Annotated in this window: 13 protein-coding genes and 1 tRNA gene; 7 read left to right on the top strand and 7 right to left on the bottom strand. The window is 49.3% G+C overall.

Going from position 1 to position 16,159, the window contains the following annotated elements; genetic code table 11:
* Window positions 1–153 precede the first annotated feature (153 nt).
* Window positions 154–1,995 carry an RNA polymerase sigma factor RpoD gene (rpoD, locus tag HA41_RS18365; protein ID WP_094121968.1) on the top strand — a complete coding sequence of 614 codons (1,842 nt, stop codon included), beginning with the start codon at window positions 154–156 and terminating at the stop codon, window positions 1,993–1,995.
* A gap of 83 nt (window positions 1,996–2,078) precedes the next feature.
* On the opposite strand, the gene mug is transcribed toward rpoD, so the two are convergent.
* Window positions 2,079–2,591 carry a G/U mismatch-specific DNA glycosylase gene (gene mug, locus HA41_RS18360; protein WP_094121967.1) on the bottom strand — a complete coding sequence of 171 codons (513 nt, stop codon included), beginning with the start codon at window positions 2,589–2,591 and terminating at the stop codon, window positions 2,079–2,081.
* On the bottom strand, window positions 2,588–3,172 hold the full coding sequence (locus tag HA41_RS18355; RefSeq protein ID WP_094121966.1) for a TetR/AcrR family transcriptional regulator: 585 nt from the start codon (window positions 3,170–3,172) through the stop codon (window positions 2,588–2,590). The genes mug and HA41_RS18355 overlap by 4 nt, the downstream gene beginning before the upstream one ends.
* Before the next feature lie 138 nt (window positions 3,173–3,310).
* Between HA41_RS18355 and HA41_RS18350 the strand changes: the two genes are divergently transcribed.
* The 6 genes from HA41_RS18350 to HA41_RS18325 all read left to right on the top strand — a co-directional run bounded on the left by HA41_RS18350 (window position 3,311) and on the right by HA41_RS18325 (window position 7,708).
* The gene (locus HA41_RS18350) at window positions 3,311–4,102 is read left to right on the top strand and encodes an SDR family NAD(P)-dependent oxidoreductase (protein ID WP_094121965.1); all 792 of its coding nucleotides are present in this window, start codon (window positions 3,311–3,313) and stop codon (window positions 4,100–4,102) included.
* Between the two features lie 201 nt (window positions 4,103–4,303).
* Window positions 4,304–4,379: transfer RNA gene (locus tag HA41_RS18345), tRNA-Ile, on the top strand.
* Between the two features lie 241 nt (window positions 4,380–4,620).
* Window positions 4,621–5,436: a hypothetical protein gene (locus HA41_RS18340; protein ID WP_033785593.1), complete on the top strand. Its 816-nt coding sequence runs from the start codon at window positions 4,621–4,623 to the stop codon at window positions 5,434–5,436.
* Between the two features lie 116 nt (window positions 5,437–5,552).
* Window positions 5,553–5,771, top strand: a complete 219-nt coding sequence (locus HA41_RS18335) for a helix-turn-helix transcriptional regulator (protein ID WP_071998002.1) — start codon at window positions 5,553–5,555, stop codon at window positions 5,769–5,771.
* A gap of 116 nt (window positions 5,772–5,887) precedes the next feature.
* A complete protein-coding gene (locus tag HA41_RS18330) occupies window positions 5,888–6,982 on the top strand; it encodes a YagK/YfjJ domain-containing protein (RefSeq protein WP_094121964.1) in 1,095 nt (364 codons plus the stop codon).
* 21 nt (window positions 6,983–7,003) lie between these two features.
* Complete coding sequence (locus HA41_RS18325; protein ID WP_033785591.1) at window positions 7,004–7,708, top strand: hypothetical protein; 705 nt, start codon at window positions 7,004–7,006, stop codon at window positions 7,706–7,708.
* 732 nt (window positions 7,709–8,440) lie between these two features.
* Here the strand turns inward: HA41_RS18325 and HA41_RS18320 are convergent.
* The 5 genes from HA41_RS18320 to HA41_RS21490 all read right to left on the bottom strand — a co-directional run.
* Window positions 8,441–9,421, bottom strand: coding sequence for a PDDEXK family nuclease (locus HA41_RS18320; RefSeq protein WP_094121963.1), 981 nt, complete (start codon window positions 9,419–9,421; stop codon window positions 8,441–8,443).
* A gap of 237 nt (window positions 9,422–9,658) precedes the next feature.
* Window positions 9,659–10,738 carry a PD-(D/E)XK nuclease family protein gene (locus HA41_RS18315; RefSeq protein ID WP_094121962.1) on the bottom strand — a complete coding sequence of 360 codons (1,080 nt, stop codon included), beginning with the start codon at window positions 10,736–10,738 and terminating at the stop codon, window positions 9,659–9,661.
* Window positions 10,739–10,753: 15 nt separating this feature from the next.
* Entirely contained in the window at window positions 10,754–12,460 is a 1,707-nt protein-coding gene (locus HA41_RS18310) for a LeoA/HP0731 family dynamin-like GTPase (protein WP_028723597.1), read from the bottom strand.
* The gene (locus tag HA41_RS18305) at window positions 12,460–14,658 is read right to left on the bottom strand and encodes a GTPase (RefSeq protein ID WP_094121961.1); all 2,199 of its coding nucleotides are present in this window, start codon (window positions 14,656–14,658) and stop codon (window positions 12,460–12,462) included. Before HA41_RS18305 ends, HA41_RS18310 begins: the two co-directional genes overlap by 1 nt.
* A 503-nt stretch (window positions 14,659–15,161) precedes the next feature.
* Window positions 15,162–16,159, bottom strand: a 998-nt coding sequence (locus tag HA41_RS21490; protein ID WP_143807365.1) for a DUF559 domain-containing protein, incomplete at its 5' end; no start/stop codon positions are given.

Here is a 16,159-nt window from a genome sequence, read left to right as displayed (position 1 = left end):
CCGAGTTTATACAAGCGGCTTAAGTGCCGAATACTGATGGGCAAAGCCCACGCCGCGACGAAGGCAGCGGCAAGAACTAAACGCCTTCACTGCTATTGTTGGCTCGCTGCCGACCGACACCAATCTAATTAACAGAAGTGTGGATACCGTCTTATGGAGCAAAACCCGCAGTCACAGCTTAAGCTTCTTGTCACCCGTGGTAAGGAGCAAGGCTATCTGACCTATGCTGAGGTCAATGACCATCTGCCGGAAGATATCGTCGACTCCGATCAGATCGAAGACATCATCCAGATGATTAACGACATGGGTATTCAGGTGGTTGAAGAAGCCCCGGATGCCGACGATCTGATGCTGAACGAAAACAGCTCCGATACTGACGAAGATGCCGCGGAAGCTGCCGCTCAGGTGTTATCCAGCGTTGAATCTGAAATTGGGCGTACTACTGACCCGGTTCGCATGTATATGCGTGAAATGGGTACCGTCGAACTGCTGACGCGCGAAGGCGAAATCGACATCGCGAAGCGTATTGAAGACGGTATCAATCAGGTTCAATGTTCCGTTGCTGAATACCCTGAGGCGATTACTTACCTGCTGGATCAGTACGACAAAGTTGAAGCAGGCGAATCACGCCTGTCCGATCTGATCACTGGTTTCGTTGATCCTAACGCAGAAGAAGATCTGGCCCCAACGGCAACGCACGTCGGTTCTGAGCTTTCTGAAGCCGATCGTGTTGACGATGAAGAAGAAGATGAAGAGGATGATGACAGCTCCGACGACGATAACTCTATCGATCCGGAACTGGCACGCGAGAAGTTTTCTGATCTGCGTAAGCAGTATGAAACCACCCGCAATGTGATTAAGAGCAAAGGCCGCAGCCACGCTGATGCCGTTGCCGAAATCCAGAACCTCTCTGACGTCTTCAAACAGTTCCGCCTGGTACCGAAGCAGTTCGATTACCTGGTGAACAACATGCGCGAAATGATGGAACGTGTCCGTACGCAGGAACGTTTGATCATGAAGCTGTGTATTGAACTGTGCAAAATGCCGAAGAAAAACTTCATCACCCTGTTTACCGGCAATGAAACCAACGAAAGCTGGTTCAAAGCGGCGCTGGCGATGAACAAGCCGTGGTCTGAGAAGCTGCTGGAAGTGCAGGATGACGTTATGCGTTCCCTGCAGAAACTGGCGCAGATCGAAGAAGAAACTGGCCTGACCATTGAGCAGGTCAAAGATATTAACCGTCGCATGTCGATCGGTGAAGCGAAAGCGCGTCGCGCCAAGAAAGAGATGGTGGAAGCCAACCTGCGTCTGGTTATTTCGATTGCTAAGAAATACACCAACCGTGGTCTGCAGTTCCTCGACCTGATTCAGGAAGGTAATATCGGCCTGATGAAAGCGGTCGATAAGTTTGAATATCGCCGTGGTTATAAATTCTCGACTTACGCGACCTGGTGGATCCGTCAGGCTATCACCCGTTCTATCGCCGACCAGGCACGTACCATCCGTATTCCGGTGCATATGATTGAGACCATCAACAAGCTCAACCGTATTTCGCGCCAGATGCTGCAGGAGATGGGTCGTGAACCGACGCCGGAAGAGCTGGCTGAGCGTATGCTGATGCCAGAAGATAAGATTCGCAAAGTGCTGAAAATTGCCAAAGAGCCGATCTCAATGGAGACGCCAATTGGTGATGATGAAGATTCGCATCTGGGCGATTTTATCGAAGATACCACGCTGGAGCTGCCGCTGGATTCTGCTACTTCAGAAAGCCTGCGTTCAGCGACCCATGACGTGCTGGCCGGCCTGACCGCACGTGAAGCGAAAGTGCTGCGCATGCGTTTCGGCATCGATATGAACACTGACCATACGCTGGAAGAAGTGGGCAAACAGTTCGACGTGACGCGTGAGCGTATTCGTCAGATTGAGGCCAAAGCACTGCGTAAACTGCGCCATCCGAGCCGTTCGGAAGTGCTGCGCAGCTTCCTCGACGATTAAGTCAGACAAAAACCCCGGTTCGCCGGGGTTTTTTATGCCTCTCTGTCAGCGATCCGCCTCCCTGCCCCGCTCCTGTGTTTTGTTTAACCGGCCTGCAGTGCGGTATACAGTTCTCTGTAAGCCTCAACCATCTCTTCCAGTGACGCACGATTCAGACCGCTAGGATTCGGCAATACCCACACCTGCGTTTTGCCCATACATATTGGCTGTTTGCCCCACTCCACTTTGCTCTGCTGAAAGGCACGACGGAACGCATCTTTGCCCAGAATGGCTAAAGCCGCAGGCTGATAATGCAGCACCTTGTCAATCAGGCGTTTGCCGCCATCCCGCAGTTCATCCGGCGCTAACTGACTCGCCTGTACCGTGGGTCGTTCAACCAGCATAGTGATGCCACATCCCGTCTCGGTTAAACGCTGTTCTTCCTCTGGTTTAAGCAGTTGCTGAGTAAAACCAGCCAGATGGATGACTTTCCAGAAGCGATTACCGGGATGGGCAAAGTGATAGCCCTGATGGGCCGTTGACTGGCCCGGATTGATGCCACAGAACAGGACGTTGAGGTTTGAGCTGATGATATCGCGGATGTTGTGCTCACTCATGCGGCCACCAGTCCGGCACGCTGCTTCAGCGCGTCGCGGCTACGCTGTAACAGTTGACTGGCATGGTCCGCATCCGGACAGGCACGCGCCAGTGCCAGCGCGCCAACCATCTCAGCCTGCATGCTGGAGGCCAGCGCATCTGCATCTTCACGATTCAGCTCGCGCAGCATCTGCGCCAGGCCGTCATGCAATGCGTTAATCCCCTGCGTAAAAATAGAGCGGGTCTGCTCTGGCAGATGCGCGACTTCACTCACCAGTGCAGCAACTGGGCATCCTTCTGCCGGGGAATTGCGATGCGCCTCAGAAAGGTAGGTATCAATAAACCCGGACAACCGCTGGCCAGGCTGCGTCACCTGCTCCGCCGGAGCAAAACTGCCTGATTCGGCAAGCATGTGCTTCAGCACCTCCTGTACCAGTTCCTCGCGAGAGGCAAAATGCGCATAAAAGCCGCCGTGCGTCAGTCCAACCCGCTTCATCAGAGCCGCCACACCAATGCCCTCGGTGCCGGTCTCACGCATGACTCGCGCAGCCTCACTCAGGATACGCTGCCGCGTATGCGCTTTGCTGGTCTGCTTTTCCATATCATCTCCTGCGGTTTCAGATGCGTTGCTTCTGGCTATTATAGTAATTATTACGCTCATCATATTCCAGCTTGACGGCTAATATGATGATCGTCATATTGGTGTAAATTATGACGACCATCATACGAGGAGTACATTATGTCAACATCAGGTACAGCGTTAATTACCGGCGCATCGAGCGGCATCGGCGCAACTTATGCAAAACGAATGGCTGCACGCGGTTACGATCTGATTCTGGTGGCGCGAGACAAAGCGCGGCTGGATCAGCTGGCGGCGTTGCTGAGTGAACAGCACGCAATTCAGGTTAAGGTGCTGGCTGCTGACTTAACCGATGAACAGGATGTGCAACGGGTAGAGGCAGAACTGGTCACCAATAGCAACATTACGCTGCTGCTGAACAACGCAGGTATGAGCGTAGAGGGAGAATTCCTTGAGGCGGATATCAACCGCATCAACACTATGCTGACGTTAAATATCGTCACACCAACTCGCCTGGCGCAGGCTGCTGGCCGGGCCTTCAAAGCGCGTGGCAACGGCATCATTATCAATATCGCCTCGGTGCTGGCACTGGTGCATGAGATGTTCAACGGCGCTTATAACGCGACTAAATCTTATGTGCTGACGTTAACGCGCGCATTGCAGCGTGAGCTTGCTGACAGCGGAGTCCAGGTGCAGGCAGTATTACCCGGTGCAACCCGCACTGAGATATTTGACCGTGCCGGCCAGCCGATAGCGACCATTCCTGCTGAAATGCTGATGGAAGTGGATGAAATGGTCGATGCGGCGCTGGCGGGCCTCGATAATAAGGAAGCGGTGACCATTCCGCCGCTGGAAGAGCTGGAGATGTGGCAGGATTACGATCGGGCGCGCGGAACGATGGTGCCTCACCTGTCGCGTAACAAATCTGCTTCGCGCTACCATCAGAACTAAGTCCGACGCGGGCAAGGAGTTCTCAGAGAGCATTTTTACGGTTGGTACGGCGTAGCCTGTCGTGCCACTTTGAGACCTTGTTACCGCCCGACAGGATATTTGTTATAGAAATCAGCAGCTAATTGCCTGCTGCTTATTTCAGCAACCGGTGGCTGAGTGCTGGATCGCTCAGAAGAGATACTTTATAATCCCCGCTCCGCTGGCCCCTTAGCTCAGTGGTTAGAGCAGGCGACTCATAATCGCTTGGTCGCTGGTTCAAACCCAGCAGGGGCCACCAAATAAAACAAGGAGTTAGATGAGAAATCGTCTGACTCCTTTTTCTTTGGGCGCGAATCAGGTGATGTAGTGGGTGACGTAAGTGAATGGCTGGGTGACGTAAGTAGTGTGGGTTTAAATGTCTGGCTGGCCGGTTGCCAGAAACCTGATTTCCTTTTTCGAAAATTCTGACAGCCATCCGAATTCAATCATTAAGACAGCCTTATCTGAACCACCCCAGGATTGCAGGACAAAAACAAGCCATGAGTTTCGACGATTCCATTCAGCAATTGCGCAATGAACAGCTCGCGCGCCAGTCGGATGCAGAGCGCTTTATCAGTGTTAAAACGCTTTTTGAACAGATCAAACAGCGTTATCCAGATCAGAGCTACAACGCCCTGTGCCTTTTAGCGTTGAAAAAGTATCGACGTTCAGAGCATCAACCTTCGCTGTACTGGTTTAGATATGAAAGCTGGTATGACACTTCACCCGTTGCCCCATACCAGCTCCTAGATAAACATGGCGCGCCAAATATAGGTGCCCCTGACTATTATCCTAATGCCGAGGCGGCACTGCGGGCAGTCAGTGATGACGTCATGAATACTGACAGGCTGGCCGGGTGTGGTTTTTTACGCAGCGAAATTACTTCAGTTCTGGAAGTTGACCTTAACACTATCACGCCAAATGTATTGATAGAGCCGGATACTGTCAAAGAGTTACAGGCAGAAAATGAAGAGTTGAAAAAACAAATAGCCTATCTCAATCAAAGGTTAGCGGTTCCAGTAGAGGGTGGTGAATTATATGCGCAGAAGCGTGAAGAATTTTTTATAGCCGTGATAGCAAGCTTATATGACAAAGGCCGAATAATTTCTTCGAAAGGCGCGCTGCCTATTGCTACCGAATTATTGGAACTCGTTGTGCAGAGAGCGAAGCTATTTTGGTCTTATGAGCAAAAATTGCCCATAAGTGATGATAAATGCCTGAAGATGTTGCGTGAAGCAATGGGCTGGCTAACTCGCACAGAAACCGACATTCATGACGTCAAAAAAAACCAAAGAGCAGCCCGAAATAAAAAATAAATAAATTTCAGAAAGTTAGTAAGGGTATCCAGGGTATCTTTCCAGGGTAACCACGACACAAGCACTCTCGGTTTTTAAGATACGTTTCATATTGATTCGCTACCGAGAGATTAAACATGAAACACATCAATTCTTTATCAACGACTATCAGCCACCTTTCGGGCCCTCAACGTCTGATCCGTATATGTGAGATGCTTGACCTCCTGAATTGCAGCCGAACCACCCTTTATCGCTGGGTAATCAGCGGTGAGTTTCCTGCGCCAAAAAAACGTGCAGGCAGAACTATGGGCTGGACAGTCACACAGTATGAACAGTGGCTCGATAACTGCTGCTAAAACTCTAAGCAGGGCTGGGATTTCCAGCCTTTCTTTTTATCTGCTGATGCAACCATTTGAAACAACCAGCGCATCAAATCGTTATCAATCCGTGATTCTGATACAGCCGTAACCCTATGATAAACATCAAAACTGGCAGTCTGGATTCAGCCCATCAGGAACCGGTAATTAATAATATTACGCGCAGTACGGTTTTTCCTGATATCCGGGCTAAAGGCGAGTTTCTGTATGACGATGTTCTCTGGCCAGTCATGCCTGAAGAGTGTCAGCAGGATGTGAAGATTATGAATTCTTTGTTCAAGGCAGTTGATAGAACCTATGTCAGTTGCTCTCGCTTTCTGGCAATCCGATATGATTTTCATCTGCCTCAGTACACGGCTGACAACCGCGTTATTACCCGCTTTCATCAGCTATTGATTCCTGCTCTAAGGAAGGAGTATCCCAAAAGCTTTGCTCGGGTGTTTTGGGTCAGAGAACAGAATCAGGCACCAGCACAACATTATCATTACTTACTGATGGTGGATGGTAACTGCGTGCGTCATCCTCTTAAAATTAATAAGCTGGTGGAAAGCTGCTGGAAAATAGCAACGGGCGGAACGGTCTGGTTTCCAAAGCATGGTTATTATTTAATTCGAAAGAATGACACTGAGGCCATGACCGCATTGTTACTGCGGGTGAGTTACTTTGCTAAGCGGCACTCTAAGGAAGGAATTGCTAAAGACATCACGCGTTCCGGGACCCGGCATTACCCGTTTTTAAAAAAAGCCAAACACACTAAAACTGCGCAATTACGTACTCAGATTGCCCATTTTGATCGGGCACAAGCGCATTGCCCTCTTTCCGGAAAGCTGGATTCGCTTTTCACTCCCGCAGAGCCTTCTGCTGGTAAGTCTGTGACACTGCCCCTGAAAGATAGCCAACGATTGGATGAGGCTGCCTCACTGCCAATGAAGGCGCTCAGACGAGCGCTGCAGCGTTTTAGCAAGCTTAAAGGTCGCCTGCCTGACGGTAATAGCGTCGTGGTTGGCACTAAACTGAAACCTCACTGGCACCGTCATTTTGAGCGCTACTACCGCTATTACTGGCCATGCAATATTAGCGTTTCACAGTATTGCCGCTGGTACTACCTTAACCCGTCTACAGCAAGCCGCTATTTATGTAACTATCCGGCTAATCTAGTTAATCCATGGTTGTTAGCGTGCTGGCTGTAAATACTTTGAAAGTTGATAACGATGGAAAACAAAACAAGCAGAAAAGCTAAAATTTCGATGCCCCACTCACTTAATCGTAAGACGAAGACTTATGTAGGCTGCATTGATTGGCTAACCGGTTATGAAATTGTGCCGCTGACTGATGAACAGCGGCTGCAAAGAAAGCAGCATCTGCATGCTCTGCCTGCAACGCTGGATGAGTTGTTTGAGCGTTTCCTGCTGCCTGCCATAGAGTGCGACGTGCATTACAAGGACTACAACTTCTGGAGCGATACGTGGCGCATCCAGTGGGCTTATCACAAACAAAATTATCGTCGTGAAGCGATTATGAATGGCATAACGCAGCAGCAATATGCACAAGCGCGTAAGCTCCCTAAACGTGTAATGTACAACAATCTGCATAAATGTGGAGGTGCAGCAATCCGTGTGCTGTTTTGGGTTTATCATCGTCGGCAGTTCCACCAGCAGCAGCGACACACGGTTCAGGAATACATTTCTGAGCATCAGCTTCCCCAACGTACAGCGCATCGTCAGTTGTCGCGACAGCCAATGAGTGATATCTGGGATCAGCATTTTGATAACTATTACAGTGATGCATGGCTGAGGCACTGTAACGTCAGAGAATATGCGGATTTCTACGGTTTGAACGTTACTACGGCCCGCCAGTATCTGTTTAACTTTCCCATCGGGCTTTTTGACCCAATGTTGATTAAACCATGGATGTGATTGTTCAAGGCAATCGCTGAAGAATATGATCATGAATTCTGCTCACTGGATAATGATCAAAATCGTCAAACGGTAAACAACGCAATGATCAGAATTTGGAAACCCTACCATCAGCCTTTGTATATAAAACTAGCAAGCCATGACTGGTGTGAGAAAGACACACACCTTGTGTTTTAGCTTAGTAAACAGCACTGGAAATCATCGGCAGTTAGTACTGCAGGCGCTTGATGATGAAATGCCCGGCTTTGCACGTGACTGTGCGTCTGCATAAGGCAGTAAGCTGCTGGTATTTGAAAAATACGAGACGAAGATCACTGAGCAGCTTCACGTTGATTAAAACTTTATGATGTCAGTGATTCCTTGCAAATTTCCACTATGCGCTCTCAGAAGGTATACCCTGTTGCAAGTCCGCTTTGTGCCAAAGTCGGACGTTCGGCCTATTGTTTTTAAGATTTTCTCAGTGTGACTTAATTTATGTTTTCCGAATCGCCACAGTAATCCAGACGACTGCCGAGTCGTGGCGCAGGTTATCGCCAACTCTATGGCTGGCTTATGGGTGCCTTTTATGCCTAATCGGCTAAAGTCGAGGGCGAGAAGCGTGCGCTGCTATCGGCTTAGCACGTTAGTTTTTGAAAGCAGGACATGCACACCCCAATCAGCAAGACGGTTAAATAAGCTGGTATTTCTGATGTAAATTCTTGCTCTTTGCCCTCATTAGCCTCATTCAGGACGTTATGTGGTTATTTTATAACCAAGATTTTCAAACGTTGTAATCAGTCGCTGAATAGAGCCGATACTCCATTGGTTGGTAATCAGCACCGTCTCACCAGAGATGAGCTCAATAGGCGTCTCATGAAAACGCTTTCGTCGTGACAGAGTGACGTCTGATTCCGACTTTATAAGACTGCGATGAACATCCTTTCCAAAGATGGATATAACAGAGTTTATATTCTCCGGTTCATTCTCCGCTATCCAGTCGCTTATAAGCTCAAAAGCCAGGTTGCGCTTGTTATATGTCGCACCTCTAAAAACAAATTTAGAATAATCTTTCTCAGATTTTTCATTTGCCTTCATGGCTTCTATCTCTTTGCGCTTTTGTCGGACAAGAAAATCTTTTGCCTCTGGCAACGGGATTATTTGTTCGAAATTCACCAGTAGTTTTTCGAGATGAAGATATGGACTTAGCCTGAAACAACTGATATTCAGACCATTATTGTTAAGCCACAGGACTGTGTTTGTGATCTCTTTAGAGAAATCAGCTGATATTAAAACAATCCGTACCTGCGTATTAAAATCAGCAATTTCGCTTTCTTCTCTCTCACAGAAATTGAGGATTTCATTCTCTGCATTTTTTTCGACACCTTCTTTATCGAGATATTTTTGATAGCACTCAGCAGCTTCATGAAACGTCATTTGCGAAACCATAGCAGCATACCTTACTGCCTGAAGCTCCATATGGGCGCCCTGCTCATCACGTTTGAGCTCAATGACGACCAGATTGAAATTTTTATCGATGCAGAGCAAATCGATCCTGCGCTGACTGTCCTCCCAATTATTAAACTCTTCCTGAATGACCATGCAGTCAGGAACGAAATGGCTTATCTTTCTGGCTAAGGCCGACTGGATATCTCTGCGTTCAAGAATGGATTCGCGCGCAAACGTCGTTTTCGACACTGCCCGAAACTCCTGCTCTTCTAAAGTGAACAACCCCATACATTCTCCATGTAAGACATTTAAAAATTAATGTAATAAGCTCTTTGCCATCTTCAAGGCATCATTTGAAAACGTATCCGGGCAAGGCACGTCACAATCGCTCGTGCCCAATTCAGTTTTGCAACGTCAGTAACATCGCAAAGCAACGTAATCCACGCTGAGCCGGTGCCGCGCTGTTATTCATGCGCCGCCTCTTAAACCCAGCGTAAAATGGGCCGGGTTGCCGTCCCACAGAGCTCAGCGGAGCTCACGCTCAAAGTTATCCAGTAACGTCATCCGCTTTGCCAGATCCGAAAGCAATTCAGATTTAGGGGTTTCCTGCGGGACATGGCAGGAAAAGAAACCCAAAATTCTTCCGTTGGCTTCTTCCTCATACTCTTCCTCACTTCCCTCGATGTTGAGCATCGCGATCGCTCTTTCACGCATCTGCTCATTTTCAAGATCGCAGGCGTAAGTGATCACTTCAAACCACTCATCCACCGTTCCGTTCAGATACAGAACCACATCTGAAGGTGAGAACCAGTGGGAACATTTAAAGCGCAGTACCGGAAAGCCAGACCAGTTAGTCAGACGGGCTTTGATCTCATAGCCCTTGTCGCTGAAATGTTCAGTAAGGTAACGCTGGCATTCTCCGGACAACGTTTTAATGACGGTTTTCTTGAGCTCTTCTATTTCTGCAATGCGATGGAGATTAGTCAGAACAAACGCTTCGGTTTCAGTTGTAACAGCAGGGTGGCTCACAAGTAACTCCAGATGCAGGACATACTCACGCAGTATGACCAGCCATTTGTTTAATGATGAAGCCATATAGGCTTCCCCGATCCGCGAAGACAATGCACCGGTAAGCTGCCGGTAACTGACCCCAACCCAGCCCTCAGGCGCACAACCGTTGGGTGATAACACCACGTAAAGGGGCGTTTTCCCCTGATACGCTTCCTGTTGAAGGCACGTGAGGTAATCATCAAAGGGATTATTCTGCAGATGCCAGACCTTGTTCTCGATGATCATTACCCAGTCTTCACCCTCAAGCAGGATGTCGATCCGGTTCCCGCTTCCAGTGCTGACTTCACGCTGAGGCGGTGCGGACAGCTGGGCGTTGAACGTGTTTGCCAGCCCCATGCAGCTGAACAGCGCCTCTGCCGCCAGTGGCCCAAGCCCATGGCCACCGTCAGGATCGAGAAAGAAGGCCAGCACATCGCTGACAGGATTTTCATAGTGCCCGCGGGCACCTGAGGAAAAAATATTCGCTTCCGTTTTACGGGGCTGGGGAAGGCTTTTCATCTGATTCAGCAACGCTTCCAGCGCTAAAATGTCCATTTTTTCTCCCGAAGCTTAGTCGTTCACGCGCGTGTATTCCGCATCAATCGCTTCCGCATCCGCACGCCAGCGGGCAAAGAGTGACTGTTGCTCCTGAATCGCCTGCATTGCGCGTTCAAGGCTCGCCATTTCATCCTGCATCAGTGCGAAACCGGTAAAATAATCGCGTGCGAATTCACTTCCTCCCAGCACACTGATTAATCCATCGCGTTGCTGGTTAAAGTTCGAAATCATGGAGTCGATCATTTTTTTGAACTCCGCCTCACGCTTTGCCTGGCTGTAGGTATCCCACAATTCCAGCGCCACGCCGGCGAACACCAGCGCCCCGTTTAGGCCTTTAGCAAATTTAATGGCTCCCCAGGGTTTAAACTTCAGCAATTTTCCCAGCTCTAACCCGGCCATTTTACCAACGGACACCACCCCATCACGAGCGGCAATCACGGTTGCACTGTTAATTAAGTTACTCTTAACGACATAATTCAGACCCTGCTTGCCCATCGCCGCCATATTGCCGTTGTAGTGATTGATTTCAGCGCTGTAGCCCAGATGCATCTTCTGGATGGCATTGTTTACGGACTGCACGCGGCGGGCGAACTCGTTGTCCAGGCGGGTATCAATGATGATGCCTTGCTCACCGATTTCGCTCTCGAAAAACTCCATATAGGTTTCGAGACTCAGTCCCCGGGCGCGAAGTATCAAATCTTTAAAGTAGTCGAGTACAAAGTTATTGAGACTGATGCGCGCTTCCGCGATATCGCGCTGCATGGTCAGCAGCTCTTTGCTGAGCCGGACATGAATGGATGAGAGGTCTTCTACTTCCTGTCGGATACGCACATCATTCGCGATGGCTTCCGGCAGCTTCCGGGTCAGGATATCCCTGATAACACTCTTTTTCGTTTCTTCACTCAGTGCCAGTGCTCCCCCACTTTTTTCTATCTTGTCGCTCGTCGCGTCCTGCAGTTCACTGATATGAGAAAGCGCACGGAATTTTTCCGGGTTATCCAGCCAGTATTCGGTCCCCATATCAAAAGGGTTAGCCGCGACGGCGACAATATTTAGCGCATCATGTTCCAGGGAAGTGAGCGCGATCAGGTCGTCCAAACGCGCACGCACGTTCTGGCGCTTCACCTCTACGTTGGCGGCGTAATCGTCCTCATCCTCCACGTCCGCTACTTCATCGAAGCGGCTGAGAACGAACACCGTACGTTCAAGCAGGTTCAGGGTACGGAAGAGCCATTCAAGGTCGGCCTTATGGCTCTCTTTTATCGGATTGGTGGAGTTCATGACATAGAGGATCAAATGCGCCTCACTGATGTACTTTTTGGTCATGTCCTTGTATTTTTCGACAGCCCGGGTGTCTTCGTTGAACTGTTCTTTGAAGCCAAACAACCCGGGCGTGTCAATCAGGACAAAGTCCGATCCCACGTCGTACACTTTGACTTCGTTGGAAGATTCCTGATGGCTGATATTCATGCTCGCTTTATCGAGACGCCCCATCCAGGCGGCAGCTATTGAGGTTTTCCCTTCGGAGAACCCTCCAATCAGCGCGATTTTTAATTTCCCGTTCGCGGCATTCTCTTTGGCCGCTTCAATTTTATTGATGAGCTGCACATCGACCGGGACGCCGACCTTCTCACCCTGCTCAAGAAAGGCGGTGAGTTCATCCAGAATGTGAACATTGCGTGACTGCTGCGCTTTAAAAACATCCAGCGTTTTTTCCATTACTTCGCTCCAGAAAAATCAATTCCATTGGATAAAAGGCGTAATCCGGCCGCGGCCTGGATCAGGATCTCATTGATGCCCGAAACCTGTTTCACAGGCTCCTCCAGCATGTCTTTAATCTCAGCGATTTTCTCTTGCAGCTCCGGGAAGGCTTTTTGAATGCCGTCGACAATGGCGTCGTTCATGTGGGTAGCCACGTTGCTGAGATTTTTGTCAGCGGACTGCTTCTGCTGAGACATTTTGTAACTGGAGCTGATCATGCTGCGCAGGGCTTTGTAGGCCGCAAATGCCAGATTCGCCAGCGCCGGGCCGAGGACAAGCCACCCGGCGGGGTTCCAGAAAAGTAGCGCGCCGCCCGCGAGTGTCGCCAGAAGTCCCGTGACGTTGATGCCGTTATCGATATCAATCGTGAGGGGAATATTACTTCTGAATTTGTGCGTCTGGAGGCGTGAGAAGGTGTTGATGATCCCGCGAGCGTGCTGCTGAAACTGCGCAACAATGTCACTGATCTCTGACTGAAAGCGCTCAAGTTCGGCTTTAAGTATCCCTGGAAGAGACTTTTCAAGCGAAGTGTGCTCAAGGCTAATCATGGCCTCCAGCTCAATTTTAAAGCGATCGTTACTGATATCATCGTCAATCACTTTATAGATACGCTCGCGCGCATGATTGCGGAAACGACCAACGCTCTCCTCTGCGCGGTCAATCAGACGCTGACGCAGTGATTTCAGTGCGTGATCAAGCTGCTTGTGTGCGCTGTTTTTGTCCTCATTAAGCTGTCGGACAAGTTTTGCGTAGGTGTCTGACTGCAGCACGCTAACCTGTGCGGCAATGTCATCCAGCACAACGCGGGTTTTCTGTATGTTCGAGCGAGCAATTTTTGACTTGCTGTCGGCGACAAGCTGTTGTGTCAGTACGCGCGCAAGCGCCGAAACGCCCGTTTTTTCGAGCAATTCTTCCAGGGTAAAGGCTTTCAGGAACTTATCGCGACTCTTCGCGTTGGGCCCGCCGGGGACCAGGTGTTCGGCCAGACTGAGAAAAGCAGGCATGGCGCTGACAACCAGCGTTTGACGATAGTTTTTGCCCAACTGCTCGCGCATTTTGTCGTCCAGATCCTGAATACTTTGCGCTTCATCCTCATTAACGAGGGGTCTTCCAAGCGCCATAGCATTCGTTACACGCTTATTGAACAACGTCCAGACTTCAGTCTGCGCATTGAGATGTGACCTGATTTTCTCCAGTGTGCCGGGATTATCCTCATCACCTTTCTGCGGCGCCGTGGCTTTACTGGTGACGTATAAAACGGCGTGCGCTTTCTCGACCGCGCGCTGTATCTGCTCGCGCACCTTGCTCTCCTTACCTTCAATACCGGGTACGTCCAGCAGGGCAAAGCGCTGACCGCACGATTCAAAAGGATAGAGAGTGGCGTCCAGGGTGAAATCGGACATACCCGTGCCGATGATTTCACCGTCCGCCAGTGCGTTCAGTTCGGCAAACTTTTCATCCATCCGCGCGCGCTGCTTCAGCATCGTCTGCCGTTGTGCATCACAGTCCGCTTTCTGCACGGCAAGCGATTGTGTTTCCTGATGAATTTCTGCCTCTAATGCCTGCTGCTTCTGTTTCACCTGGCGCCACTGCTTTTGCTCTTGAGATAAGATCCAAAGAGCCAGTAGCCGACGTATTGCTGACCAGCGCGTCTTCTGATCCTCAATCAACGTACTCAGCCGCGACAATTCTTTACCGAGTTCAGCTTCGCGATCTGAGTAGCGGCCTCGCACCTCCGCCAGGGCCTGACTTAGAGAGGCTGCTAATGCTTCGTTTTCTTTTAAAGCCCGATCAGCGTTTTCAAGCGCCTTTGGTGAGAGATCATGTTGCTGCTGAAATTGGCGAAACGCTGCCTGCCTGGCGAGCTTTGTATCCTCTTGGAGCAGGATGCGCAGCGCCTCAATGACCGTTGATTTCCCCGCATTCGTCTCCCCGTAAAAGGCGATGGTAAACGTCTCCCATTCAGCATTAGAACGCAGGCTGTCAATTGCCTCGTTCAGGCGCGTCTGGAAACTCTCAAGTTGAAGGCGGGCATCGCTGTTGGCTTTCTGTAAGGCAGAGTCGTTTACAGGCACGGTCAGGTTGTCGAGAATTCGTTCTACTTCCTGCGAGATTTTTTTATAGACCTGCGTAGAGGTCTCACTGGCAACAGACATGCAGCATCCTTTTGAATTGATCCATTTGGCGCGGCTGTAATACGCAGCGTGGGCAGTAACCGCTCAGGTAAAACTTCTGACCGCAGCCTTCCGCGTCACCCAGAGCCTAAAGTTGTTGACTGGTTCAGGCGCGCCGATCATATACACAGCACTCATCGTTGAATCGGCAGAATGAGAAATTCCTTTAATGAAAACGAGGCAAAAAAGTCATTTAATCGGGCAAGAGAAATGATCCAATGCGCCCATAAACGTCACGACGGCCAGACATTATCTCTTTAACTTTCCTACAAGGCTTTTTGATCCAATGTTGATTAAGCCCTGGATGTGATTTTTTGGTAGGGATTAGTGTGAAAATGTGATCACAAAACTGATCACCGAAACAGTGATAAAAACTACCAAATGGTAAACAACGTAATGATCAAGCATTCTTAAAAAATGTATAACCTTTATAAAAATCGGATGCAGATAAGTTACAAGAGGCTTCCTTGCCTCACTGTAAAATTTTACTCTAATCCTTCTCCGTCAATGATAGACAAAACTCTATCTAAATAAGTCTTACCCATCTTACTTTCGGTCGCTTCACGCAGATATTTAGGTATACGCTCTACAAACTCAGAGCGTGACAGCGGCTGATGCTCAACCAAAGCTTCAATCATAGCAGGACGTAGCAATTTACTTTCATCTGCAATATAGGGACACTCTATGTCTATCACCTCTCTGGCAAAACGTTCAAGCCGCAATCTAAGCGGCTCAGCACTATCGCTAAAAGCTGTTACATTCGCACTGGCTTCATGTTCTTCAACAACTAATTGTTCGATAGCCTTCTCTTCAGAATATTCATGTTCAGGAACTGTGGTTTTTAATTGATGTAATTCACGAATAATAGGTTCCAAAACCTCTTCAGGATTACTGAACCAATCTGTGGACCATATACGACGAATCCGCCATCCCAGTCCCTCTAACACATCCTGCCGTAAGCGATCCCTGTCACGAGCGGACTTAGCAGAATGGTAAGTCGCACCATCACACTCAATCCCCATCAAATAACGTCCCTGCTTACCGGGATCACGAACCGCAATATCAATAAAGAATCCGGCTACCCCGACCTGAGGTTCACAACGGAAGCCAGCATTTTCCAGCGCTGTAATAACGGCCACTTCAAAATCACTATCCGGCGCTTTTCCGGTAATCTGAGAAAGCCCATCCATGTTGCCCTTTTCAGCAAAGTGCAAAAAGCCGCGTAAGGCCTGAACGCCACGCTTAGATGTTTCTGTCACCTGAACATCTTCCGCTCGCATTGAACTGAAAACATGCATTCTTTTTTTAGAACGAGTGAAAAGAACGTTTAAGCGACGCCAGCCGACATCTGAGTTGATAGGGCCAAAGCGTTGATATACTTTACCATCAACCTCACCCGGCCCATAAGTAAACGAAATAAAGATGACATCGCGCTCATCGCCCTGAACGTTTTCGAGGTTCTTAAGGCTTTGTTGAATAAATC

It is taken from the genome of Pantoea conspicua (assembly GCF_002095315.1).
Classification (GTDB): Bacteria; Pseudomonadota; Gammaproteobacteria; order Enterobacterales; family Enterobacteriaceae; genus Pantoea; species Pantoea conspicua.
The sequence above is the reverse complement of the archived record's forward strand: the minus strand, read 5'-3'. Positions and strand labels throughout refer to the sequence as shown.